Genomic DNA, 22,252 nt, shown 5'->3' with positions numbered 1-22,252 from the left:
CTGCCCGCGCCGCGGCGTCGGTCAGCCGAGCAGCGGGTTCGCCGCCGCGGCCGCGTCCTTCAGGGCCTGCTCGGGCGTCTTCTCGCCGATGAGCGCGGCCTGGAGCTCCGGGGCGAGCACGCCCATGACCTCACGGGACTTCTCGTTGACCTCGCCGGCCGTCGTGTACTGGAGCGTCTCCTCGAGCGCGGACAGCACCGGGTCGTCGGCGTAGAGGCCCGACTCGCTCTCGTACGGCGAGAACCAGCCGGCGGCCTGGGCGTACTCGGCGCTCACCTCGGGCGAGGTCGCGAACGCGGCCCACTTGCCCGCGGCGTCGAGGCTGTCGGCCGTCTTGAGCACGGACAGCGAGCCGACGGTGCCGAACGCGACCGCCTCCGCCTCCTTGAGCGGCGGAAGGACGACGACGTTCTCCTCGCCCCAGAAGCCCGCGACGTCCGCGGGGCCCTGCTGCCAGGTGCACGCGATCTTGCCCTTGGCGGTGTTCGTCTGCTCGAACGCGGGGATGGTCGTCAGCAGGTCCTTCTCGATGTACCCGCCCTCGGCGAGGTCGACCGCGAACTGCAGCGCCTCGACGCCCTCGGGGGAGTCGAACGCGACCGACGAGCCGTCCTCGGAGAAGACGGACCCGCCCGCCTGCCACAGCAGCGGGTAGAAGGACTCGTTGAGCGTCGCGTCGACCGAGCCCCAGTAGTTGGTGACGTCGTAGCCGGCGGCCTGGAACGTCGGCGCGAGCGCCATGAGGTCGTCCCACGTCTCCGGGTAGTTCCCCGCCTCGCCGACGGCCTCGAACGCCGCGGCGTTGCACACGAGGGGCTTGCTGTTCATGATCAGCGGCGAGCCGAGCATCGCGCCGTCGACCGTGACGGCCTTCGACGCGTTCTCGCGCAGGTCGCCGACCTGGTCCGTGACGTAGTTGTCCACGGCGGCGAGGGACTTGCCGTACTTCGGGATCTGGTCCGGGATGAGGTAGACGACGTCGGGGCCCTTGTTGCCCGCGATCGCGGTCGCGAGCGTCTCGTCGCGGCCGGCCCACGGGTAGATCTCGACCTTGACGTCGACGTCGGGGTTCTCTTCCTGGAACGCGGCGACCTGCTCGTCCCAGAAGGCCTTGTGGGCGGCCTCGTCGGCGATGACGGGGTACGTCCACATGGTGACGGAGCCGGACGCGGCGCCGTCCTCGGGCGTGGGGGTGGAGCTGCCGGCGCCGGCACCGCCGGCGCAGGCGCTCAGCGCGCCGAGCGTGCCGACCGCGAGCGCGGCGGTCCAGAGGCGCTTCGTCGTGCGCAGGGTCATCGACGTGTCTCCTTGGTGAGGTCCCGCCCGGGTGGGCGGGTGGGGGTGGGGGTGCTGCTGGGCGGTGTGGTGCTGTGGTGGTGCGGTCGTCGGGCCCGGCGCGTCAGCGCGCCGGGACGTCGACGACGGTGCGCCGGTGGCGCGACTCCTCGGCCGCGAACACGGCGAGGTGGCTCTGCAGGGACTCGACGGCGCCCGACCGGACGTGGCTCGGGTCCCCCGTCGCGACGGCGCGCACGAACGCGTCCATCACCCCCGAGTCGCCGCCGCCGTGGTCGTCGGCGGCGTTCGTGGCGCCGTGGTGGCCGCCGTCGTGCACGGTGACGCTGCCGTCGCGGAAGTCGGTCACGCGGACCTTCTCCCCGTCGCCGTCGAGGCACCCGTGGGTGCCGAAGATCTGGGTCTTGCGGTGGTCCTGCTCGGAGAACGCGGTCATGGTGAACGTCGCCGCGCCGCCGCCCTCGAGCTCCATGGCGACGACCTGGTGGTCGACGACGTCGTTGTCCGAGGCGTAGACGCAGCGGCCGTAGTCGGTCGTGCGCAGCGCCTCGACGACGCCCGCCTCGTCGGTCGCGTCCGTGATGACGGAGACCGGCCAGATCGGGCCCTTCTCGCGCAGCGTCGACAGGTACAGGCGCGGGGCCGAGTACGGGCACGTCGGCTCGAGCGGGCAGTCCAGGCAGCGGTCCGCCGCGCCCGCGGGCCGCTCCTCGGGCCGGAAGTGCTTCAGGGAGCCGAAGCTCGCGACCGTCGTGATCCGCTTGCCCGTGACGTAGCGGATCCAGTCGAGGTCGTGGCTCGACTTCGCGAGGAGCATCGGGCTCGACGTCTTCTCGGAGCGCCAGGGGCCGCGCACGTAGGAGTGGGCGTCGTGCCACCAGCCGACGGGCTCGAGGTGCTGGACGTTGACGATCTCGCCCAGGACGCCCGAGTCGACGACGGACTTCACGAGGTCCGTGTACGGCATGTAGCGCATCACGTGGCAGACGCCGAAGAGCACGCCCGACGCCTCGACCGCGTCGACGACGTCCCGGCACTCCTCCGGGCTCGGCGCGAGCGGCTTCTCGACGAGGATCGCGTACCCCTGCGGCGCGAGCGCGACGACGGGGTCGCGGTGCTCCCGGTCCTGCGTCGCGACGATCACCATGTCCGCGACCCGGCCCGTGCCCCCCGCGGCCCGGTCGGCGTCGCCCGCGGCGACGAGGTCCTGCCAGCCGGCGAACTCCGCGACCTGCGGGAGTGCCGCGCCCAGGCCGACGGCGGGCGCGGACGTGTCGGCGGCGAGCGCGGCGGCGGTGGTGGCGGCCGGCGTGACGGCCGGGTCGGCGGGGCCGCCGGTCTGGGCCGCGACGGCCTGGTCGACGACGAGCCCGCGCTGGTGCGCCCGAGGGTCGGCGACGGCGACCAGACGGGCGCGCTCCGGGTGCTCGGCGATCCAGCGCGCGTACGTCTGTCCGCGGTTCCCGGCGCCGACGAGGGCGACGGTGACAGGCTGGGGGGTGGGGGTCACGTGTGCGGTCCTTGCTCCGTTGCGATGGTCCTGCGGGGCGGGGGTCTCCCGGCCCTGACAGGCCTCGTTTGCTATTTGCTATAGCAAGCCTGCCATGCCGATGTTACGCCAGATCGGCGCTCGTGTTAACTCGCGCACGACGCGATGCGGAGTTGTGACCTTTCGTGCCGCGGCCCGGGGTGCCGGCGCAGTGGTCGTCGTGGGCCGGGGCCGGGGGTGGTGAGTGCGGGTCTACCATCCGCGCTGCTCGTTCCTCGCGGCGCTCCCGCCAGGCCCGCCACGACCCGCACTCACCACCCCCGGCCCTTCGTCGTCCCACCTCGCGCGCTGCTCCCGCGCCGGGGTGCGCCCGGCGGGGAGAGCGGCGTGGGTGCGGGCGCGTCAGACGACGAGGTTGCCCGTCGTGACGACGCGGTCGCCGTCGTCGGGGAACGCCGTGCGGGTGACGCCCTGCTCGACGTTGCCGCTGTGGAGGACGAACGAGTCGCCGCCCAGGGCGGACGGTGCGAGCGCCAGGGTGCCGCCCGCGAAGGTCGAGCCCGTGGCGGACCACGTGTTGATGCCGGCGTCGAGGTTCACGTGCCCAGTGTCGCCCGACGGCGCGGTGCTCCGGACGCCGTCCAGCGCCCAGGTGACCGGCTCGTCCGCCTTGGCCCTGCGCAGGAAGCTCCCGCCCGCCGGCGTGCCCTCGAGCCGGGGGCCGCCGTCGAGCCGGACGGTCTGCTCGGCCGCGCCCGCCGCGACGAGGGCGACGCTGCGCACGACGCCGCCGCGCACCGTGAGGTCGCCGCTCACCGTCACCGTGCCCTCGCCCTCGGCCGCCTCGAGCGTGCACGTGTCCAGCACGACGGCGCCCTTCCCGGCGAACGACGCGTTCTTCAGCCCGTTCAGGGTCGTGCGCACGAGGTGCACCGGGTTCGTGACGTTCGCCTGGGTGATCGCGGTGTCCGGCAGGACCGCGAAGCGCGACCCCTCGATGACGTTGGGCCGCTTCGACAGCGCCGACGCCTGGGAGATGATCAGGGTGTCGTCGGCCTGGCAGCCACGGAGCTGCACGCCGTCGGCGTTGACCCACAGCATCCCCGAGCCCGCGAGGCCGTCCTTGCGGATGACCTGCACGTCCTCGAGCGTGAGGTCGGTGACCTTGACGCGCGCGACGAACCACGAGCACACGTGCCGCGTCACCGTGATGCGCTTGGCCGCGCCGCCCCAGGCCGCGCCCGAGTTGGCGAACGTCATGAGGCCCGAGTTCCCCACGTAGGTGAGGTCGTGCTCGTACTGGCCGTGCGTGACGAACGGGCCCTGGTCGTCGCCGTCGCCGTGGCAGTTCTCCACGAGCCCGTACGACGACGCGGTCCAGTCGTTGAGGTGCCGCGCGTTGGTCGTGTGGCAGTCCACGACGTGCCCGTAGTTGCAGTAGATCTGCTGCGTCAGGTAGCCCGCGCCGCCCCACGTGACCGACGCCGGGTTGGTCAGCGAGCAGCCCGCCGTGCGGAAGAACGTGCTCCAGCGGCGCATGACGAGCGGCCAGAACGTCGCGACGCCGTGCACGTTCTCCACGTCGCAGCGCACCGCGTACTCGTAGGCGATCGGGTGCGAGCCCGTGTACTGGTCGCCGTCGGGCCGGCCGCGGAAGGCGAGGTTGCGCACGTGCACCTGCTCGACGGGCTCCACCCGCGTCCACGTGAGCGTGCGGCCCTTCGCGAGCGACCAGCCCGCCTTGTAGTTGACGCGCACGTGGGTGGCGTCGACGATCTGCGTGATCTGGACGAGGCGCTGGAGCTCGCGCTCCCACCGGCCGGCGAGCGCGTTGACCTCGACCGCGTACCACTGGCCCACCTCGAACTGCGAGGAGTCCGCGACCTCGTAGTCGTCGCGCAGCTCCGGCATCGTCGCCGTGAGGGTGTTCTTCCGGACGTCCTCCGTGACCTTCCCGCGGAAGAACAGCACGGCCGCGAAGGGGTCGTCCTGCCCGGCGTCCTCGATGCCCTCGGTCGTCATGAGGTGGTTGCCGAAGTCCAGCTCGAGGTTCGAGCGCGTGAACGTGTGGCGCCGCGTGAAGTTGAGGTCCGTGTGCGCCTCGATGCGCGTGACGCTCGGGTCGTTCACGAGGGCGTCGAGCGCGTCGTCGGCGGGGTTCTCGGGGCCGAAGAGGCCGAACCAGCGGAAGTCTCCGGTGCCGGTGTGCAGGGTGTGCCAGCGGCCCTTGGCTCCTGCGTCGGTCGGGGCGAGGACGGTGCCGCCGTTGGCGGCGGCGGTGGACCTCGCGTCGTAGCGCAGGAGCCGGGCGGCGCCGTCGCCGGCGGTCGCGTGGCCGAGGAGCTGGGCGACGGTGCCGTCGTCGAGCTTCTTGGCCTTCCAGCCCGTGAGCTCGGCGACCGTGGCGGCGACGAGGACCTCGGCGTCGGGCTTGTCGTCCTTCTTCGCCGCGAGCGGCGCGCCGACGAGGGGCGCCGCGTGGGCGCTGCCGCTGCCGAGGGCGACGGCGCCCGCGGCGAGGGAGGCGATGCCGGCGACGCGCAGCAGGTTGCGCCGCGAGGGCGGCTGGGCGGCCTCGCCCGGCGCGGCCGGCGTCGGCTCGGTCGTGGTCTCGAGGGTCATGGGGGTGTCCTTTCGTCGGCCCGGCGCGACGGCGCGGGTGTCGGTGGGGAGGCGGGAGCAGGGTGCCCGGGCGTCGCCCGGGCGGGTCACACGGTGAGGTTCGCGTCGACGAGCACGCCGTCGCCCGCGGTCGGCAGGCCCGCGCGGTCGACGCCGGTCTCGACGTTGCGGGCATGGAGGACGCGCACGCCGTCGGGCAGGTCGAGGCGACCGCCCGTGAACCGCGACCCGGTCGCGGCGTAGCGGTCGCCGGAGCGCAGCGCGACGTGCGCCGTGCCGTCGGCGGCCCGCAGGTCGGCGCCGCGGAGCGTGACGTCCACGGCCCCCGCGCCGGTGCCGCGCGAGACGAGGGCCCCGGCCGTCGTCGTGCCCGCGGCCCGGACGCCGTCGAGCACGAGCCGCTGGTCGCGCGCGCCGCTGAGCCGCACGCCCACGCCCTGCCACGACCCGCCCGTGACGGTGACGTCCGCCGAGCCGAGGTCGACCGGCGCGGCCGGGGCCTCGTCCGTGCCGCCGACGAGCTCGCAGTCGGTGAACGTCACGGGACCGGCGCCGCGCAGGATCGTGCCGTCCACGCCGGTGATGCGCGTGCGCACGAAGTGCACGGGGTTCGTCACCGGCGTCTGGTGCAGCACCGACCCCGCGGGCAGCGCGAACGCGCAGTCCTCGACGACCGTCGGGCGCCGCGACAGCGACGACCGCTGCCCGACGGCGAAGAAGCCGGCCGTGCAGCCGCGCACCTGTGCGCCGTCGGCGTTGATCGTGAGCGTCGCCTGCGGGTCGAAGGTCGACCGTGCGACGACGTGCACGTCCTCGAGCGTGAGGTCCGTGATCTTGGTGCCCGCGACGAACCACGAGCACGTGTGGTGCTTGACCGTGATGCGCTTGGCCGCCGTGCCCCACTGGCCGCCCGAGTTGGCGATGTCCATGAGCCCGCTGTTGCCGACGAACACGAGGTCGTGCTCGTACTGGCCGTGGGTCGTGAAGGGGTTGCCGCCCTGGTCGTCCCCGTCGCCGTGGCAGTTCTCCACGAGGCAGTACGCCGACGCCGTGAGGTCGTTGAGGTGCCGCGCGTTGTGGCTCGTGCAGTCGGAGACCCGCCCGTACAGGCAGTAGATCTGCTGCGTGAGGTAGCCGGCGCCGCCGTAGAACACCGTCGGCGGGTTGGCGACCGAGCACCGCTCCGTGACGAAGTGGGTGTTCCAGCGCCGCATGATCACCGGCCACCACGTGCGGTGGCCGTGCACGTCCGAGACGTCGCAGCGCACCGCGTACTCGAACGCGACGGGGTGCGAGCCGGTCATCTCGCGGTCGTCGGGCAGCTCGCCGTTCGCCGGGCCGTCGAAGGGCCCGGACCCGTGGAACGTCATCGCGCGCACGTGCACCTGCTCGACGGGCTCGACGCGCGTCCAGGTGAGCACGCGCCCGGCGGGCAGCTCCCAGCCGTTCTTGTAGTCGACGCGCACGTGCGTCGCGTCGAGCACCTGCGTGACCTGGACGAGGCGCTGGAGCTCGCGCTCGTCGCCGCCGCCGCCCGGGCGCTCGTCCGAGCGCAGCGCCCACCACTGCCCGACGGCGAACGCGCCCGCGTCCGCGACCTCGAAGACGTCCGTGAGGTCGGGGAGCGTCGTGGCGAGCGTGCGCTGCTGCGTCTCGTCGGTCACGCGACCCTGGAAGAACAGGACCGCGCCGAACGGGTTGTCGTGGGCGTTGCGCTCGATGCCCTCCGTCGTGACCGTGCGCCCGCCGAAGTCGAGCTCGAGGTTCGAGCGGGTGTAGGTGTGGCGTCGGGTGAAGTTGAGGTCGGTGCGGGCCTCGATGCGGGTGATGCTGGGGTCGTTCACGAGGGCGTCGAGGGCGTCGTCGGCGGGGTTCTCGGGGCCGAAGAGTCCGAACCAGCGGAAGTCCGCGGTGCCGGTGTGGACGGTGTGCCAGCGGCCGGTGGCACCGGCGTCGCTGGGGGCGAGGACGGTGCCGCCGTTCGGGGCCGCGGTGGACCGCGCGTCGTAGCGCAGGAGTCGGGCGGCGCCGTCGCCCGGGGTCGCGTGGCCGAGGAGCTGGGCGACGGCGCCGTCGTCGAGCTTCTTGGCCTTCCAGCCGGTGAGCTGCGCGACGGTGGCGGCGACGAGGACCTCGTCGTCGGGCTTGTCGTTCTTGCTCGCGGGGAGCGTGCCGGCGAGGGGCGCCGCGTGCGCGCTGCCGGCGCCGAGCGCGACGGCGCCCGCGGCGAGCGAGGCCATGCCGGCGACGCGCAGCAGGTGGCGGCGCGAGGGCGACGACGCCGCCTCGGCGGTCGTGGGGTCGGTCGCGCCGAGGTCGTCGGACGCGGGGCGGGTCTGGGATCGGGGAGTGGACAACGGGGGCACCCTTCGTGACGTCGGGAGGACGCCGTGCGGGCGGGCGACGCGGTGGCTCCGGCGGCCCGGGGCTGCGGGGTGTTCCGGGGGAGCGGTGCTGCGGGGGTCGTGCGGTTCCGGTGCTGGGTCGGGGATCAGCGGGTTCGTGCGCGTCGTTGCGACGGTGAACCGGACTCTCGGAGAGTAGCGGGATGCTATGGCATCGTCAAGGGCAGGTCGAAGGGCGTCGGCGCAGGTCAGAGCGGTTGTCGAGCAAGAACGATTGCCATAGCAACTGAACCGAGGCGGAGCTCGGCACGCAGGCCGCGCCGAGGTAGAGCCGTGGTCGCGCGAGGTAGAGCCGTGGTTGCGCGAGGTAGAACTCCGGTCGCGCGAGGTAGAGCCGTGGTTGCGCGAGGTAGAGCCGCGGTGTGACCCGCGGCGCGCGCGGGCTTGGGTCGGCGCGCCGTCGGTCGGTCTGGGGGTCGTGGTCCGGGAGGCCCGGCTCGATCGCCTCTTCACCTCCATGTCCGCCCGCCACTCGGCGACCGCCGGGCCTTGGGGGCTCCCCTGTGGCGGCCCGGCGCCTCGTCGACCAGGCCGTCCCGGCGGGTCGAGCAGGCGAAACGCGGGCGTGAGGCGACCTGGACGCGCCCGGACCGCCTGATCGACGTAGCGGTGCCATGCTGCGACACGGAAATGTCGCATGCGTGGACAGCGACGACCTGGACCGATCCCACCGTCCTGAGCACGCGCCGTCGGGCGCCAGAGCGGGGTTCTCCGTTTCGGCCCACCATGGCTCTACCTCGGCGAACTGCTGCTCTACCTCGTTGACCTGCGGCTCTACCTCGGCGAACTGGGGCTCTACCTCGAGGGGTGGGTCAGTCGGTCAGAGGTAGTCGCCGGGCCAGTGGAAGCCCACCCCGGCCGCGGCGGCGTCGCGGAGGTGCGCGACGACGTCGGCCGCCGCGCGGACGGGCCGGAGCATGCCGGTCGTGTCGGTCGCGGCGACAGGCGCGTCGAGCACCGCGGCGGCGAAGCGGTCGGTCAGGGCGTGCGCGGGGAGGCGCACCTCGACGGCGGGGGAGCCGTGCAGGTGCGCGCGGTGGAGCGTGATGCGCGCGAGGGCGTCGACGACGTCGTGCGCGCGGACCGACGCCGGGTCGACGCCGAGCTCGCGGACCTTCAGCACGTCCGGCTCGGGCTCGAGGGCGAGGTAGCCCACGACCTTCCCGTCGGCCGCCCGTGCGGTGAGCACCTCGGCGCCGGAGTACCAGAGCGGGATGCGCCGCTCCCAGTGCTCGGCGGTGCGTCGGACGGCGAGGGGGCGCGGCCCGTCCGCCACGGTGTCGAACGCGTCGTGCAGCGCGGCGAGCTGCTCCCACCGCAGCGCGACCGACCACGCGGGCCACGGGACGTCGGGCAGGCGATCGGTGCGGGTCCGCACGGGGGCGTCGCCCACGAGGTCCGACGGCGCGGCACCCGTCGGGAGCCCGTCGTCGTCGAGGTCGTCGAGGTCGTCGTGCCCGGGGTCCGGCTCGTCGACCGGACGCGGCGCCCCGCGCAGGAGCGGCACGTCGAACGTCTCGAAGCTGCTCGACCGGTAGACGTCCGGGGTGCCGGTGAACAGGAGCGCGACGTCCGCGCCGTCCTGCTCCATCTGCTCGACGGCCCGCGCGAGCAGCGCGCGGACGAGGCCCCGGCCTCGCGCCTCGGGGGCGGTCGCGACGTTCGCGACCCCGCCCGCCCGCAGGGCGCTGCCGTCGGGCCCGCCGAGCTCGCGCGGGGTCCAGTACACCGAGCCCACAACGCGGCCGTCGTCCGGTTCGACGGCGACGTGCGTGCGGTCGAGCCGGCCGTCGTCCGTCTCGTAGACCGGCACCATGAGCGGCGCGTCGAACGCGCGGCCCCACAGCGCGTAGAGCGAGGGGACGTCGTCGGGCGTGGCGGTGCGCAGGTGCATGGCAGTCCAGGGTTCGGGCCGGTGTTGACGGGATGCTATAGCAAAAGTAGGGTCGCGGGACGACCGTCGGCGTGCGACGCGACGGACCGTGCGGGCCGGGCTGGGCGCGCACGAACGCCCCGGATGGCGGCGGTGCCGCCATCCGGGCTGCTGCTCGCCCGACATCAGCCGAGCCGCTGGGCTGCCCGTCGGACGTACGGGCGTGAGTCGCCCGCGGCGAGCCTCGCGTACGTCGAGAACCGGGGTGAACCCACCTCGTGCAGGACGTGCAGCGCGGCGATCCGCTGGTACTCGAGGCCGGACTCCCAGGCTGCGACGGCGCACCGTTCCGCGACCGGTGCACGGAGCGCTCCGAGCGACAGCAGCGCGCGACGGCGGACGTACTCGTCCTCGTCGGCGACGAGTGTCACGAGCAGGGGGATGGCCTCGGTCCCGATCGCCGGGAGGTATGCCGCGACCTGCCACCGTGCGTGAACTTCGGCCGACGACGGGGTGGCGCAGACGTGCTCCGCCACGTGGGCCAGGGTCTTCGGGTGCTCCGCGAGCAGATCGGCGAGGTCCTCGACCCCGTTGTCACGAGCGAGCAGGTAGAGGAAGGACTGCTTCTCCGCATCGTTCCACTCCTGGAAGGGTCGGTCGGCGAGGAGGGCCCGGGCGCAGTCGTACACCGCAGGCCACTCCAGGTAGTCCGTCTCCCACTCGCCGAAGTCCTGGGGATGCGTCCGCGCCCAGGCGGCGAACGCTTCGGCGGTGCGCACGATGTCCATCCCGCGACCCTAGGCGGCCGGGGTTCGCGTGAGCCGCTGCGCGGACGCTGCGGCGGTCAGCCGTTCGCCGCAGCGGGCTCGGCGTCGTCGTCCGTGTGGCTCGCGAGGCGCGCGGCGGCCTCGCCGATGTGCTCGGCCATGACGCGCTGGGCCGTGTCCGGGTCGCCGCCCGCGATGGCGTCGACGATGAGGTCGTGCGTGCGCGCGTGCGCGACGCGCGCCTCGGGCTCGAGCGCGGCGTTCGCGGCGCGCAGGAAGCCGGTGATGCGGCTGCGGAGCTGCGCGTTGAGCGTCATGAGCATGCGGTGGTCGGCCATCTCCCAGAGCTGCTCGTGGAAGCGTCGGTCGAGCTCGAAGACGCGGGCGTTGCTGCCCTTCTCCGCCGCCTGGACCATCTGCTGGACCGTCTTGCGCAGCTTCGCCTCCTTCGCCGGGTCCCAGGCGTCCTGGACCCGCACGACGGCGAACTGCTCCAGCAGGGTGCGCAGGCTCGAGATCTCCTCGAGGTCGCGGCTCGTGAGCGCGGCGACGCGTGCGCCGCGGTGGGGGAGCCGCTCGACGAGGCCTTCCTGGGTCAGCCGCGTCAGTGCCTCGCGCACCGGGATGTGGCTCGTGCCGAGGCGTTCGGCGAGCTTGCGCTCGACAAGCCGCTCGCCCGGCGCGAGGTCGCCGCTGAAGATCGCCTCGCGCAGCTCGACCGTGACGCGGTCGGCGACGTTCTGGTCCGGCACGCTCTTGAGCGCCATGGTTTCTCCGTGGTGTCGTGGGGGCGGCGGGCTCGGATCGTCGAGGGTGGGGCGCCGCTGAAGGATAGCGGCCACGGTGCCGTCCCGGGGGCGTCCCGACCGGACTACATGCTATAGCATCGGCACTCCCGAGCCCAGAGGAGGTGCGATGGTCGCCCTGCACACGCGGGCCCCCGTCCCCGCGTTCGTCGGCCTGGCTGGCGTCGCCGTCCGCGACGTGACGCCCGCCCCCGGCATCCGGGCCCGCAACTGGGGCCCGGCGGACTGGGACGTCTCCGAGGGCGCCCACCGCGCGATGACGCTGACCGCCGTGGCGCTCGCGGAGGAGCGCCCCGACCCCGGGGCCGCCGAGCCCCACGTCCTCGTCACGATCGACGGCACGTGGTGGCGGCGGGTCGACGACGAGGCGACCTTGCGCGCGACCGTCCTCGACGCGACCGGGCTGCCCGTCGAGCGCCTGCTCGTCTCGCTCTCGCACACGCACGCCGGGCCCGTCCTGTGCTCGGGCGACGCCGACCTCGCAGGTGGCGACCGTGGCGTCGCGTACCTGCACGACCTCGCGCGCGCAGCGGCCGACGCCGCCGTGGAGGCGATCAGGGCCCTCCGGCCCGCGACCCTCGAGTGGACGACCGGCCGCTGCGGCCTCGCGTCCAACCGCGAGGCGCTGCTCGACGGCTGCGCGGGCGGGCACGCGGGCACGACCGCGGGAGCCGCTGCGGAGAGCGCGCCGCCCCGGCCGCTCGTCGGCTTCAACCCCGACGCCGGCACCCCGCGCTCGCCCGGCACCGACGCTGCGGACGACACGGTCGTCGTCGGGCGCCTCACCGCACGCCCGGCGCCTGCCGGGGAGACGCGGCCCGACGGCGCCGCGTCCGCAGGCCAGGACGTCACCCTCGCGACGATCGTCAACTACGCGTGCCACCCCACGACGCTCGCCTGGCAGAACCGGCTCGTCTCGCCCGACTACGTGGGCGCGATGCGTGACCTCGTCGAGCGCGAGACGGGCGCTCCCGTCGCGTTCCTGCAGGGCGCGTCGGGCGAGCTTGCGCCGCGCGAGCAGTACACGGGCGACACCGCCGTCGCGGACCGGCACGGCACGTCGCTCGGCCATGCCGTGCTCGCGGCGCTCGCCGAGCTCCCGCCGCCGGGCACGGAGCTGGAGCTGACCCACGTCGTCGAGTCCGGCGCGCCGCTCGCGGTCTGGGAGCCCGCGCCGTCGGCCGCGCTCCCGGGCATCGGGACCGGCCCCGGCACCGGCACCGGTGCCCGGCCCGACGCACGGACGCTCGCCGCCGTGGCGGAGCCCGTCACGCTCGACCTGCGCGACCTCCCGACGTGGGACGAGCTCGAGGCCGAGTGGGCCGACATCGACCCGCGTTCGCGCGAGGAGCGCCTGCGCCGCGCGCGGAACCTGCGCGACGGCTACGTCACCGGCCCGACCGTCCAGCACCCCACGTGGGTGTGGCGCGTCGGCGAGGCGCTGCTCGTCGCGCACCCGGGCGAGGCGTACTCGCGCCTCCAGCGCACGGTGCGCGCCCATGCCGGGACGCGGCCGGTCGTCGTCGCGAACCTCACCAACGGGCCCGGCTTCGTCTACCTGCCCACCCTCGAGGCGTACGACGTCGGCGCCTACCAGGCGTGGCAGTCGCCGCTCGCGCCGGGCTCGCTCGAACGCCTGGAGCGGCACGCGTGCGCCGTCGTCGACGACGTGCTCGCCGACACCGCCGCCTGGCCGCCAGGCGTCGTGGCACCCGCCGCACCGCCACCTGCCGCACCGACACCCGCGTCCCCGACCCGTCCCGTCCCCGAGGAGGACCAGTGACCACCCCCGCCCTCGACGCCCCGCGCGTCCCGCTCGCCGTCGTCACCGGGGGAGCGGCCGGCATCGGCCGTGCCGTCGCCGAGCGCCTCGCGACCGACGGGTTCCGGGTCGTGTGCGCGGACGTCGTGCAGCACGACCTCCCCGCGCTCGACCTCGGCGCCGTCCCCGACGCGCCCGGGCTCGTGTGGGCCCCGCTCGACGTCACCGACCACGCCGCCGTGCGCGCCGCGTTCGACGGCCTCGCCGCGGCGTTCGGCGGGATCGACGCGCTCGTCAACAACGCGGGCATCCAGCGCCACCGCGCGCTCGAGGACCTCACGTGGGACGAGTGGTCGGCCGTCGTGGACGTCAACCTGCACGGCGTCTTCGCGTGCCTCCAGGCCGCGGGTCGCCACATGCTCGCGGCGGGCCGGGGCGCCGTCGTCAACATCTCGTCCGTCTCGGCCCGCGGCTCCGCGGGCCGGGCCCCGTACTCCACGACCAAGGCCGCCGTCATCGGGCTCACCGCGACCGCGGGCGCCGAGTGGGCCGCGCGCGGCGTGCGGGTCAACGCCGTCGCGCCCGGATACATCGACACGGGCGTGTTCCGCCAGGGCGTCGCGCAGGGCACGCTCTCGGAGGAGACGATCCTCGCGCGCATCCCCGCGCGCCGGCTCGCCCAGCCGGAGGAGATCGGCAACGCGGTGAGCTGGCTCGTGTCCGACCAGGCCGCGTACATGGTCGGGCAGACCGTGTACGTCGACGGCGGGTTCCTCGTCGACTACGGCGTGCCGCTCGCCAAGAAGCCGGAGTGAGCGTGGGGTCCGCCGCGCGCGTCGTCGCCGTCCGCACCGCGACGACGGTCGTCCCGCTGCCGCAGCCGCTGCGCCTCGGCGCGATGACGGTCGAGCGCCGCGAGTACGTCGGCGTGCGCGTCGTCGCCGAGACGGACGACGGCCGCACCGTCGCCGGGGAGTCGTACGCGCTCACGCGCGAGGCACCCATGGCCGAGCTCGTGGACCGGCTCGTCGCCCCGCACGTGGTGGGCCGGGAGGTCGTCGCGTCCGACGGCGTCGCAGCACGTCAGAGCGTCGGCGCCGCCTGGGACGCGGCCCTGCGCGGGTCCGCGATCGTCGGCCGCGTGGGCCTCGTGCGGCGCGCGATCGGCCTGGTCGACGTCGCGCTGTGGGACCTCGCGGGCCGCCTCGCCGGTCGTCCCGTGTGGTCCCTGCTCGACGACGGCCCGCACCTCGCGGGGTCCGCGGAGCCGGGTGTCGGCGGCGACGACCGGGACGTTCCGGCACGTGCCGTCGCCGGGAGTCCCCGCGACGTCTCATCCGGGGCGGCCGTCGCAGCGCCACGCCCCGCGATCCTCGTCGCCGCCTACCCGACGCCCGGCCGCACCGCGCGCGACGTCGCGGACGAGGTGCTCGCGCACGCGCGCGCCGGGTGGCCGCTCCTGAAGATCTCGCGCTCGCCCGACCGCCTGCTCATGCGCGACCTGCTCGCGATCCTGCGCGCCGAGCTGCCCCACGTCACCGGTCGCCCGACCGTCGCAGGCCGCAGCGGCGTCGTCGTCGACGTGGGCTTCGGCTGGCGCGACGCCGACGAGGCGCTCGCGGATCTCGACGCGTGGGGCGCCACGGGTGCGGCGGGGGAGAGCGCGCCCGCGCTCGCGTGGCTCGAGGACCCGCTGCTGCCCGAGGACGCGGCCGGCGCGGCGCGCGTCCGCGACGCGTCCGGGCTGCCGCTCTCCGTGGGCGACGAGGTCACCGACCCCGAGGTCTTCGCGCGGCTCGACGCACTGGGCGCGCTCGACGTGCCGCGCGTCGACGTCGTCGCGATCGGCGGCATCACGGCCGCGGACCCGCTCGTGCGCGCGTGGGCGGCGCGGGGGAAGGTCGTGTCCAGCCACGTGTACCCGGAGGTGAGCGTGCACCTGGGCGGAGCGGCGGGCATCGGCGTCGAGACGTTCGACCGCTCGCCCGCGGGCAACCCCTACGACCCCGCGCCGCTGCTCGTGCGTAGCGGTCCCGTGTTCGACGGCGGCCACGCCACCCCGCCCGACGCGCCCGGCCTGGGCTTCACGCTCGACCCCGACCGCTTCGACCTGGAGGCGACCCCGTGACCGGAACCACGGACGGACCCGCGAGCGAGCACCGCAGCGTCGTCGTCACCGGCAGCGGCAAGGGCATCGGCCGCGCCGTGGCCGCGCGCCTCACCGCCGACGGGTGGACCGTCGTCGGGCTGGAGCGCACCCCGGGCTCGGGGACGGTCGAGGAGGGGGTGTGCGCCGCCGTCGTGCTGGGGGACTCGCGCGACCGCGAGGCCCACCGCGAGGCCGCGCGGACCGCGCGCGACCTCGCGCCGCTCGCCGGATGGGTGAACAACGCGGGCATCACCGTCCGCACGCCGCTGCACGCGCTCGCCGACCCGGAGCGGGCGGCGCAGGTCGAGCAGGACGCGCGCGACGTCGTCGAGATCAACGGTCTCGGCTACCTGTGGGGCTGCGCCGCCGCCGTCGAGGCGTTCACCGACCAGGTGAGCGGCGGGTCGATCGTCAACATCGGCTCGATCCACGGCCGCGCGGCGTTCGCCGACCACGCCGCCTACGAGCTGACCAAGGGCGGCATCGACGCGCTCGCGCGCTCCGTCGCCGTGACGTACGGGCGGTACAGCATCCGCGCCAACACCGTCGCGCCGGGCGGGGTGCGCACCCCGCACCTCGACGCGCAGATCGCCCGCGCGGCCGACCCGGCCGCCGAGGAGCGCGCGCTCGCCGAGGGCCCGCCGCTCGGGCGCATCGCCGAGTCCGCGGAGATCGCCGCGCTCGTCGCGTTCCTGCTGTCCGACGAGGCGGGCTACGTCTCCGGCCAGTCGATCGCCGCCGACGGCGCCTGGACCGCGTCGTTCGGCAACCCGCCTCACGACCCCGACCTCGACGCGCGCTACGGCCTTACCTGACCTGGGGTACAGGAACCCGACGAGCCCCCGCATCGTCGACGCGAGAAGTGAGTTGTGGCCCCTGGCAGGCTGGCGACAGGGGCCATTTCTCGCCTCTCGTCCCGTCTTCGCGGCGGCGACCGAGCGGAGGACCCACGGAGCCGTTGGGCGGCTACGCCCGTGCGAGGGGGAGGACGCGGCCAGGGCGTCAGCCCTTGACCATGCTCGCGCGGGTGATGAGGCCGTCGCGGACCTCGAACGTCGCGACGGTCTCGCCGGTGCCGTTCGACGTCGTGACGAGCTCGCGCGCGACGAGCCAGCGGTCGCCGAACGTCACGGACGCGTCGATGACGCAGTGCAGCGCGGTGTCCTCGAACCGGCTCGCGTAGAACGCGCGCAGGGCGTCGCGGCCGACGATCGGCTCGGGGGTCACGCCGCTCACGACGGCGTCGGGCGCGTACGTCGCGCAGAAGCCGTCGAGGTCGCGGGCGTTGAACGCGTCGACCTGGGCGGTGACGACGGCGGACGGGGACGTGCTCATGGGTGCCTCCTCGTGCAGGGGGTGGGCGAGTGGTGCGGCGGACCGGCGGTCAGTCGATCCGGACGCCGCCGTTGACGTCGTACGTCGCGCCGGTGACGAACCCGGCGCGCGGGGAGGCGAGGGACGCGACGACCCAGGCGACGTCGTCGGGCGTGCCGAAGTCCCCGAGGGGGATGGACGCGGTGAGCCCGGCGCGCGCGTCGGGGGCGAGCTGGTCGGTGATGGCGCTCGTCACCGGGCCGGGCGTCACGGCGTTCACGCGGATGCCCTCGCTCGCGAGGATGCGCGCGAACGAACGCGTGATCGCGAGGATCGCGGCCTTGCTCGCGGCGTAGTGCACGCCGGTCTTGAGCGCGCCCTGCTCGCCCGCGATGGACGAGAGGTTGACGATCGCGCGGTCGCGCGCGGTCCGCTCGTCGGGCGTGACCGTGGCCCCGGCGGGTGACGGACGGTCTGCGCGCAGCAGGGGGAGCGCGGCGCGCGACAGCACGAACGTGCCGCGCGCGTTCGTCTCCATGACGAGGTCCCACTCGTCGAGCTCGATGTCGTCGAGCGTGCGGTAGGGGCACACGCCGCCGTTGTTGACGAGCACGTCGAGGCGTCCCCAGGCGTCGGTGACCTCGGCGACGAGCGCCTCGACGGACGCGGTGTCGCGCAGGTCGAGGCGCGAGACGCGCGTCGCGGCGCCCTCCTCCTCGCAGCGGGCGGCGGTGGCGCGCGCGCCGGCCTCGCCGCCGGTGTACGTGAGCCAGACGTCGTGCCCGTCGCGCGCGAGCTGGAGGGCGGTGGCGGCGCCGATGCCGGAGCTGGCGCCGGTGACGAGGGCGAGGCGGCGGCGCGCGCCGTCCGGGGCAAGGGTCATGAGCCCACGCTATAGCATCCGACCGGCCCGAGGGTTGGTCGAGGGTGCTATTTGCTATAGCATTCCTCGCATGACAGCCGACACCGTCGTCATCACCGACTGCGACCTGCCCGGGACCGCGTGCGAGGACACCCTGACCGCCGCCGGGCTGCGGGCCGTGCGCGCCGCCGCGCGCACCGAGGACGAGGTGATCGCCGCCGTCGAGGAGGCCGCCGCGAGCGGGTCCGCGCCCTCCGCGCTCGTCGTGCAGTGGGCCCCGATCACGGCCCGCGTGCTCGACGCCGTCGCCGGGCCGGGCGGGGTGCGCATGGTCTCGCGCATGGGCATCGGCTACGACATGGTCGACGTCGCGGCCGCGACCGAGCGCGGCGTCGCCGTCGCGAACACCCCGACCTACTGCATCGAGGAGGTCGCGAGCCACACGGTCGCGATGATCCTCACGCTCGACCGCGGCCTCGTCGCCTACGACCGCGCGCTGCGCGCGGGCACGTGGGCCCCGACGGCGCAGCACGCCGCGCGCCTGTCCAGCACCGTCGTCGCCGTCATCGGGTACGGGCGGATCGGCTCCGAGGTCGCGCGCTCCGCCCGCGCGCTCGGCTACCGCGTGGTCGTGCACGACCCGTTCGTCGACCCGCAGGCCGTGGCGTCCGACGGGCACGAGGCCGTGGGGATCGACGAGGCCGTCGCGCGCGCCGACGTCATCACGCTGCACGCGCCGCTCACCGAGTCGACGCGCCACCTGCTCGACGCCCGCACGCTCGCCGCCGCGAAGCCGGGCGTGCGGGTCGTCAACACGTGCCGCGGGCCGCTCATCGACGAGGACGCGCTCGCCGACGCGCTCGCGTCCGGCCACGTGGGCTCGGCCGCGCTCGACGTCTACGCGACCGAGCCGCTGCCCGCCGACTCGCGCCTGCGCACGCTGGACAACGTGCTGCTCACCCCGCACGCCGCGTGGTTCTCGCCCGAGGCCATGCAGGACCTTCCCGTGCACACCGCGCGCAACGCCGTCGACTTCCTCGCGGGCCGCCCCGTGCCGTCGATCGTCAACCCGGACCACGCGCGCGCCCTCGCCTGAGGACGTGCACCGCGCCCGCGCCACCCGCCCCCGACCTAGGAGACCCACCCGTGCAGCTCGTCCGACTCGGCCCCCTCGGCCAGGAGCGTCCCGCCGTCCGCGAGGACGGGGTCGTGTACTCCCTCGACCCGCTCACCCGCGACATCGACGGCGCGTTCCTCGCGGCCGACGGCGTCGGCCGGGTCCGCGCGGCGCTCGCCGCGGGCGCGCTGCCCGTGCTCGACGGCGCGGACGAGCTGCGCGTCGGTGCGCCCGTCGCCCGGCCGACGGCCGTCGTCTGCATCGGGATGAACTACGCGGAGCACGCCGCCGAGTCCGGCTCGACGCCGCCCGACGTCCCGATCGTCTTCTGGAAGCACTCGAACACGGTCGTCGGCCCGCACGACGACGTGCTCGTGCCGCCCGGGGCGACGACGGTCGACTGGGAGGTCGAGCTCGGCGTCGTGATCGGCCGCCGGGCGCGCTACCTGTCGTCCCCGGAGGAGGCGCTCGACCACGTCGCGGGCTACGTCCTGTCCCACGACGTCTCCGAGCGCGACTACCAGATGAAGGTCTCCGGCGGTCAGTGGTCGAAGGGCAAGAGCTGCGAGACGTTCAACCCGCTCGGCCCGTGGCTCGTCCCCGCCGACGAGGTGGACGTCCAGAACCTCGGGCTCCGGTCCTGGGTCAACGGCGAGCCCCGCCAGGACTCGACGACGGCCGACATGATCTTCGACGTCGCGTACCTCGTGCACCACCTGTCCCAGTACATGGTCCTCGAGCCGGGCGACCTCATCAACACCGGCACCCCGCAGGGCGTCGCCCTGTCCGGGCGCTTCCCCTACCTGCGCGCGGGCGACGTCGTCACCCTCGAGATCGACGGCCTGGGCCGCGCCGAGCAGCGCGTGCGCGACGCCGTCCGCTGACGACCGCGGGGACGCTCAGCCCGCGAACGGCAGGGCCGGGAGCCCCCGGACCCCCGGGTCCGCCACGAACAGCGACCCCGACGCGGCCTCGTCCGCGTCGGGGTCGTCCAGCCCCTGGCGCGACGTCGTGACGAAAAGCCGGTCGAGGTCGTCCCCCCCGAACGTGCACGCGCTCACCTGCGACACCGGGAGCGGGACGACGGCGTCGAGCACGCCGTCGGGGGAGTAGCGCCGGACCGCGCCGCCGCCCCACAGCGCCACCCAGACGCCGCCCTCCGCGTCGACCGTGAGGCCGTCCGGCATGCCGTCGTCGGGGTCGATCTCCACGAACGCGCGACGCCGCACGAGACCGCGCGAGTCCTCCGCGGCGGGCACGACGTCGAGCACGTCGATCCGCCGCGTCGCGGAGTCGACGTAGTAGGCCCGCGACCCGTCGGGCGAGAACCCGAGCCCGTTCGACACCTCGACGCCGTCGAGCGCGACGCGCGACGACCCGTCCGACTCCACCCGGTACAGCGCGCTCGGCCGCTCGCCCTCGGCCTGGCCGCCCACGTAGAACGCGCCGTCGGGCGCCGCCGCCCCCTCGTTGAGGCGGACCGTCGGGTCGTCGACGAGCGTCGCGAGCGTGCGGACGGGGGCGCCGTCGCCGTCCGCCACCGCGACCGACCGCGCGAGCCCGACGACGAACCCGCCCCCGGTCCGCGGCCGCACCACGGCCGCGTGGTCGCCCACGTGGAGGCGGTCGACGCCGCCGTCGGGCCGGAGCGTGAGGAGGTCGCCCGCGAGCATGTCCACGTACCGCAGGCCGCCCCAGCCCGGCCACCACACCGGACCCTCCGCGTGGTAGGCGACGGGACCGGTGACGTTCTCGACGGAGATCTCAGGCATCCGACCATTCTCGCCGAGGGCCGTCGGCCCGCGCGGCGGGCGTAGGGTGGACGCATGATCCCGCAGAGCTGGTGGTGGCTGCCTCCGCAGCCGTGACCAGTCCTGCCCACGTCCCGAGCTGCGCGCCGCAGCCGGGACGTCGTCATGTCCGGGCCGGTCCGGTCCTCGACCGGGCGTGGTGCGTGGCTCCCCACCGAAGGAGAGCACCATGACCACGACCCTCGACCCCGCGCCGTCGGCCCTCTCGTCCGCGACGACGTCCGGGCTGTCCGCGTCGACCGCGTCCGTCGCGGCGGCCCGCGAGCGGTCCGCGCAGATCGAGGCCCGGCTCGCGACCGACCCGTCCGGCTTCCGCGTCCTCACCGGCGACCGCCCGACGGGCGCACTGCACCTCGGGCACTACCTCGGCACCCTCGCGAACCGCGTCCGGCTGCAGGACGACGGCGTCGAGGTCGTGCTCGTCGTCGCCGACTACCAGGTCATCACCGACCGCGACGACGCCGGAGACCTGCGCGCCACCGTGCGCGAGGTCGTCCTCGACTACCTCGCGGCCGGGATCGACCCCGCCCGCACGACGGTCTTCGCGCACTCCGCCGTCCCCGCGCTCAACCAGCTCCTGCTGCCGTTCCTCAGCCTCGTCACGACCGCCGAGATCGAGCGGAACCCGACCGTCAAGGCCGAGGCCGTCGCGGCCGCCGCAAGGCAGGGCCGCCCCATGAGCGGCCTGCTGTTCACCTACCCGCTGCACCAGGCCGCCGACATCCTGTTCTGCCACGGCAACCTCGTGCCCGGCGGGCAGGACCAGCTCCCGCACGTCGAGCTCACGCGCACCGTCGCGCGACGCTTCAACCAGCGCTACGCCGCCGCGCAGCCGTACTTCCCCGAGCCCGACGTCCTGCTCGCCCCCGCGCCCACCGTGCTCGGCACCGACGGGCGCAAGATGAGCAAGTCCGCGGGCAACGCGCTCGAGCTGCGCGACGACGAGGACGCCACCGCGCGCTTCGTCCGCCGCCATCGCACCGACTCCGAGCGGCACGTCACGTACGAGCCCGAGCGCCGACCCGAGGTCGCGAACCTCCTCACCCTGGGTGCGTTCGCCGCCGGGACGACGCCCGAGGCGCTCGCCGACGAGGTCGGTGCCGCCGGGGCGGGCCGCCTCAAGCAGGTGGTGACCGAGGCGCTCGTCGAGCACCTGCGTCCCCTGCGGGCCCGCCGTCGTGCTCTCGCCGCGGGGGACGGGCCCGACCCGCTCGACGTGCTGCGCGAGGGCAACGCCCGCGCGAACGCGACCGCTGAGCGCACCCTCGCCGAGGTCCGCGAGCTCATGGGCACCGCCTACTGATCTGCCCGGCGGAGCTCCGTGCGCCACAGGCCGCGCCCGCCCGGCGCGGGCAGGTCCAGCCGCTCGACCGAGACGGCGACGAGCCCGTCCTGGCCGAACGCGTCGATCTCGGCTCGGGTGAGGGGCCAGGGCGGCCCGGCGTCGTCAGGCTCGTCAGCGACGGCCTGGATCACGAGGAGCGTGCCGCCCGGCGCGACGAGGGAGCACACGCCGGCGGTGAGCTCGGCGCGGACGACCCGGTGCACGGCCTGGACCGTGTAGACCTCGACGACCAGGTCGAAGGCTCGGCGCCACGCAGCGGGCAGGTCGAGCAGGTCGCCGACGCCGTATGTCACCGCCGACCCGGGGTGGCGGTCGCGCGCGGCGGCGACCGCGGACGGCGCGACGTCGAACGCGGTCGTGACGTAGCCGAGCCGGGACAGGTGCTCTGCGTCGGCGCCGAGCCCGCACCCCACGACGACGGCAGTGCGGCGCTCGCCGTGCGGCGGGGCGACGACCCGCTCCGCCAGCGCGGGGTGCGGGTCGTCGTGGTCCCACGGTGTCGTTACGGTGCCGCTCGCCGCGGACGCCCAGAGCTGCTCGAACCAGGCCGTCGGGTGGGCGGCGTCCGCCCTGTCCAGCAGGTCGGCCTCGGACTGCCAGGGGCGTCGTTCGACCATGCGACCGACACTAGCCG

At 74.8% G+C, this 22,252-nt stretch carries 18 protein-coding genes; 7 read left to right on the top strand and 11 right to left on the bottom strand.

Annotated elements, in window-relative coordinates:
* Nucleotides 1-21: 21 nt before the first annotated feature.
* The 7 genes from E1O70_RS14405 to E1O70_RS14375 form a co-directional block, all read right to left on the bottom strand.
* Nucleotides 22-1,296 carry an ABC transporter substrate-binding protein gene (locus E1O70_RS14405; protein ID WP_034655723.1) on the bottom strand — a complete coding sequence of 425 codons (1,275 nt, stop codon included), beginning with the start codon at nt 1,294-1,296 and terminating at the stop codon, nt 22-24.
* A 103-nt stretch (nt 1,297-1,399) separates the two neighbouring features.
* The gene (locus E1O70_RS14400) at nt 1,400-2,806 is read right to left on the bottom strand and encodes a Gfo/Idh/MocA family protein (protein ID WP_061266638.1); all 1,407 of its coding nucleotides are present in this window, start codon (nt 2,804-2,806) and stop codon (nt 1,400-1,402) included.
* Nucleotides 2,807-3,187: 381 nt separating this feature from the next.
* Nucleotides 3,188-5,407 (bottom strand): peptidase C14, encoded by a 2,220-nt coding sequence (locus E1O70_RS14395; RefSeq protein WP_174526011.1) that lies wholly within the window; start codon nt 5,405-5,407, stop codon nt 3,188-3,190.
* A gap of 86 nt (nt 5,408-5,493) precedes the next feature.
* Nucleotides 5,494-7,764, bottom strand: coding sequence for a peptidase C14 (locus E1O70_RS14390; RefSeq protein ID WP_205688658.1), 2,271 nt, complete (start codon nt 7,762-7,764; stop codon nt 5,494-5,496).
* 868 nt (nt 7,765-8,632) lie between these two features.
* Nucleotides 8,633-9,706 (bottom strand): GNAT family N-acetyltransferase, encoded by a 1,074-nt coding sequence (locus tag E1O70_RS14385; protein ID WP_061266639.1) that lies wholly within the window; start codon nt 9,704-9,706, stop codon nt 8,633-8,635.
* Between the two features lie 164 nt (nt 9,707-9,870).
* Nucleotides 9,871-10,473, bottom strand: coding sequence for a HEAT repeat domain-containing protein (locus E1O70_RS14380; protein ID WP_061266640.1), 603 nt, complete (start codon nt 10,471-10,473; stop codon nt 9,871-9,873).
* 56 nt (nt 10,474-10,529) lie between these two features.
* A complete protein-coding gene (locus tag E1O70_RS14375) occupies nt 10,530-11,219 on the bottom strand; it encodes a GntR family transcriptional regulator (protein ID WP_061266641.1) in 690 nt (229 codons plus the stop codon).
* Nucleotides 11,220-11,367: 148 nt separating this feature from the next.
* Between E1O70_RS14375 and E1O70_RS14370 the strand changes: the two genes are divergently transcribed.
* The 4 genes from E1O70_RS14370 to E1O70_RS14355 are packed head-to-tail and all read left to right on the top strand — an operon-like array spanning nt 11,368 to nt 15,984.
* Nucleotides 11,368-13,041, top strand: coding sequence for a hypothetical protein (locus tag E1O70_RS14370; RefSeq protein WP_061266642.1), 1,674 nt, complete (start codon nt 11,368-11,370; stop codon nt 13,039-13,041).
* Nucleotides 13,038-13,835: an SDR family NAD(P)-dependent oxidoreductase gene (locus E1O70_RS14365; protein ID WP_061266643.1), complete on the top strand. Its 798-nt coding sequence runs from the start codon at nt 13,038-13,040 to the stop codon at nt 13,833-13,835. The genes E1O70_RS14370 and E1O70_RS14365 overlap by 4 nt, the downstream gene beginning before the upstream one ends.
* Complete coding sequence (locus E1O70_RS14360; RefSeq protein WP_240696710.1) at nt 13,832-15,148, top strand: enolase C-terminal domain-like protein; 1,317 nt, start codon at nt 13,832-13,834, stop codon at nt 15,146-15,148. Before E1O70_RS14365 ends, E1O70_RS14360 begins: the two co-directional genes overlap by 4 nt.
* Complete coding sequence (locus tag E1O70_RS14355; RefSeq protein ID WP_061266645.1) at nt 15,145-15,984, top strand: SDR family NAD(P)-dependent oxidoreductase; 840 nt, start codon at nt 15,145-15,147, stop codon at nt 15,982-15,984. Before E1O70_RS14360 ends, E1O70_RS14355 begins: the two co-directional genes overlap by 4 nt.
* A 187-nt stretch (nt 15,985-16,171) precedes the next feature.
* Here E1O70_RS14355 and E1O70_RS14350 read toward each other — a convergent pair whose 3' ends face one another.
* Nucleotides 16,172-16,504, bottom strand: coding sequence for a nuclear transport factor 2 family protein (locus E1O70_RS14350; protein ID WP_061266646.1), 333 nt, complete (start codon nt 16,502-16,504; stop codon nt 16,172-16,174).
* A 49-nt stretch (nt 16,505-16,553) separates the two neighbouring features.
* Nucleotides 16,554-17,366, bottom strand: a complete 813-nt coding sequence (locus E1O70_RS14345; protein ID WP_061266647.1) for an SDR family NAD(P)-dependent oxidoreductase — start codon at nt 17,364-17,366, stop codon at nt 16,554-16,556.
* A gap of 70 nt (nt 17,367-17,436) precedes the next feature.
* Between E1O70_RS14345 and E1O70_RS14340 the strand changes: the two genes are divergently transcribed.
* Together E1O70_RS14340 and E1O70_RS14335 are read left to right on the top strand one after the other, a co-directional pair.
* Nucleotides 17,437-18,441, top strand: a complete 1,005-nt coding sequence (locus E1O70_RS14340; RefSeq protein WP_061266648.1) for a C-terminal binding protein — start codon at nt 17,437-17,439, stop codon at nt 18,439-18,441.
* Between the two features lie 50 nt (nt 18,442-18,491).
* Complete coding sequence (locus tag E1O70_RS14335) at nt 18,492-19,346, top strand: fumarylacetoacetate hydrolase family protein (protein WP_043653780.1); 855 nt, start codon at nt 18,492-18,494, stop codon at nt 19,344-19,346.
* 15 nt (nt 19,347-19,361) lie between these two features.
* Here the strand turns inward: E1O70_RS14335 and E1O70_RS14330 are convergent, their stop codons facing one another.
* The gene (locus tag E1O70_RS14330; RefSeq protein WP_306303287.1) at nt 19,362-20,234 is read right to left on the bottom strand and encodes an SMP-30/gluconolactonase/LRE family protein; all 873 of its coding nucleotides are present in this window, start codon (nt 20,232-20,234) and stop codon (nt 19,362-19,364) included.
* Between the two features lie 208 nt (nt 20,235-20,442).
* Between E1O70_RS14330 and trpS the strand changes: the two genes are divergently transcribed.
* Nucleotides 20,443-21,576 carry a tryptophan--tRNA ligase gene (gene trpS / locus E1O70_RS14325; protein ID WP_061266649.1) on the top strand — a complete coding sequence of 378 codons (1,134 nt, stop codon included), beginning with the start codon at nt 20,443-20,445 and terminating at the stop codon, nt 21,574-21,576.
* On the opposite strand, the gene E1O70_RS14320 is transcribed toward trpS, so the two are convergent.
* Nucleotides 21,570-22,235 (bottom strand): class I SAM-dependent methyltransferase, encoded by a 666-nt coding sequence (locus E1O70_RS14320; RefSeq protein WP_082774181.1) that lies wholly within the window; start codon nt 22,233-22,235, stop codon nt 21,570-21,572. The genes trpS and E1O70_RS14320 overlap by 7 nt on opposite strands.
* Nucleotides 22,236-22,252 lie beyond the last annotated feature (17 nt).

The organism is Cellulosimicrobium funkei (assembly GCF_004519295.1).
Taxonomy (GTDB): domain Bacteria; phylum Actinomycetota; class Actinomycetes; order Actinomycetales; family Cellulomonadaceae; genus Cellulosimicrobium; species Cellulosimicrobium funkei.
Note: the sequence above shows the minus strand (reverse complement) of the source record. Positions and strands in the feature narration are given on the sequence as shown.

What these genes read in the sequence shown, in the direction of transcription:
- E1O70_RS14405 (WP_034655723.1), bottom strand. Translation starts at nt 1,296, where the DNA reads ATGACCCTGCGCACGACGAAGCGCCTCTGGACCGCCGCGCTCGCGGTC.
- E1O70_RS14395 (WP_174526011.1), bottom strand. Translation starts at nt 5,407, where the DNA reads ATGACCCTCGAGACCACGACCGAGCCGACGCCGGCCGCGCCGGGCGAG.
- E1O70_RS14385 (WP_061266639.1), bottom strand. Translation starts at nt 9,706, where the DNA reads ATGCACCTGCGCACCGCCACGCCCGACGACGTCCCCTCGCTCTACGCG.
- E1O70_RS14380 (WP_061266640.1), bottom strand. Translation starts at nt 10,473, where the DNA reads ATGGACATCGTGCGCACCGCCGAAGCGTTCGCCGCCTGGGCGCGGACG.
- E1O70_RS14375 (WP_061266641.1), bottom strand. Translation starts at nt 11,219, where the DNA reads ATGGCGCTCAAGAGCGTGCCGGACCAGAACGTCGCCGACCGCGTCACG.
- E1O70_RS14370 (WP_061266642.1), top strand. Translation starts at nt 11,368, where the DNA reads ATGGTCGCCCTGCACACGCGGGCCCCCGTCCCCGCGTTCGTCGGCCTG.
- E1O70_RS14350 (WP_061266646.1), bottom strand. Translation starts at nt 16,504, where the DNA reads ATGAGCACGTCCCCGTCCGCCGTCGTCACCGCCCAGGTCGACGCGTTC.
- E1O70_RS14345 (WP_061266647.1), bottom strand. Translation starts at nt 17,366, where the DNA reads ATGACCCTTGCCCCGGACGGCGCGCGCCGCCGCCTCGCCCTCGTCACC.
- E1O70_RS14340 (WP_061266648.1), top strand. Translation starts at nt 17,437, where the DNA reads ATGACAGCCGACACCGTCGTCATCACCGACTGCGACCTGCCCGGGACC.
- E1O70_RS14330 (WP_306303287.1), bottom strand. Translation starts at nt 20,234, where the DNA reads ATGCCTGAGATCTCCGTCGAGAACGTCACCGGTCCCGTCGCCTACCAC.
- trpS (WP_061266649.1), top strand. Translation starts at nt 20,443, where the DNA reads ATGACCACGACCCTCGACCCCGCGCCGTCGGCCCTCTCGTCCGCGACG.
- E1O70_RS14320 (WP_082774181.1), bottom strand. Translation starts at nt 22,235, where the DNA reads ATGGTCGAACGACGCCCCTGGCAGTCCGAGGCCGACCTGCTGGACAGG.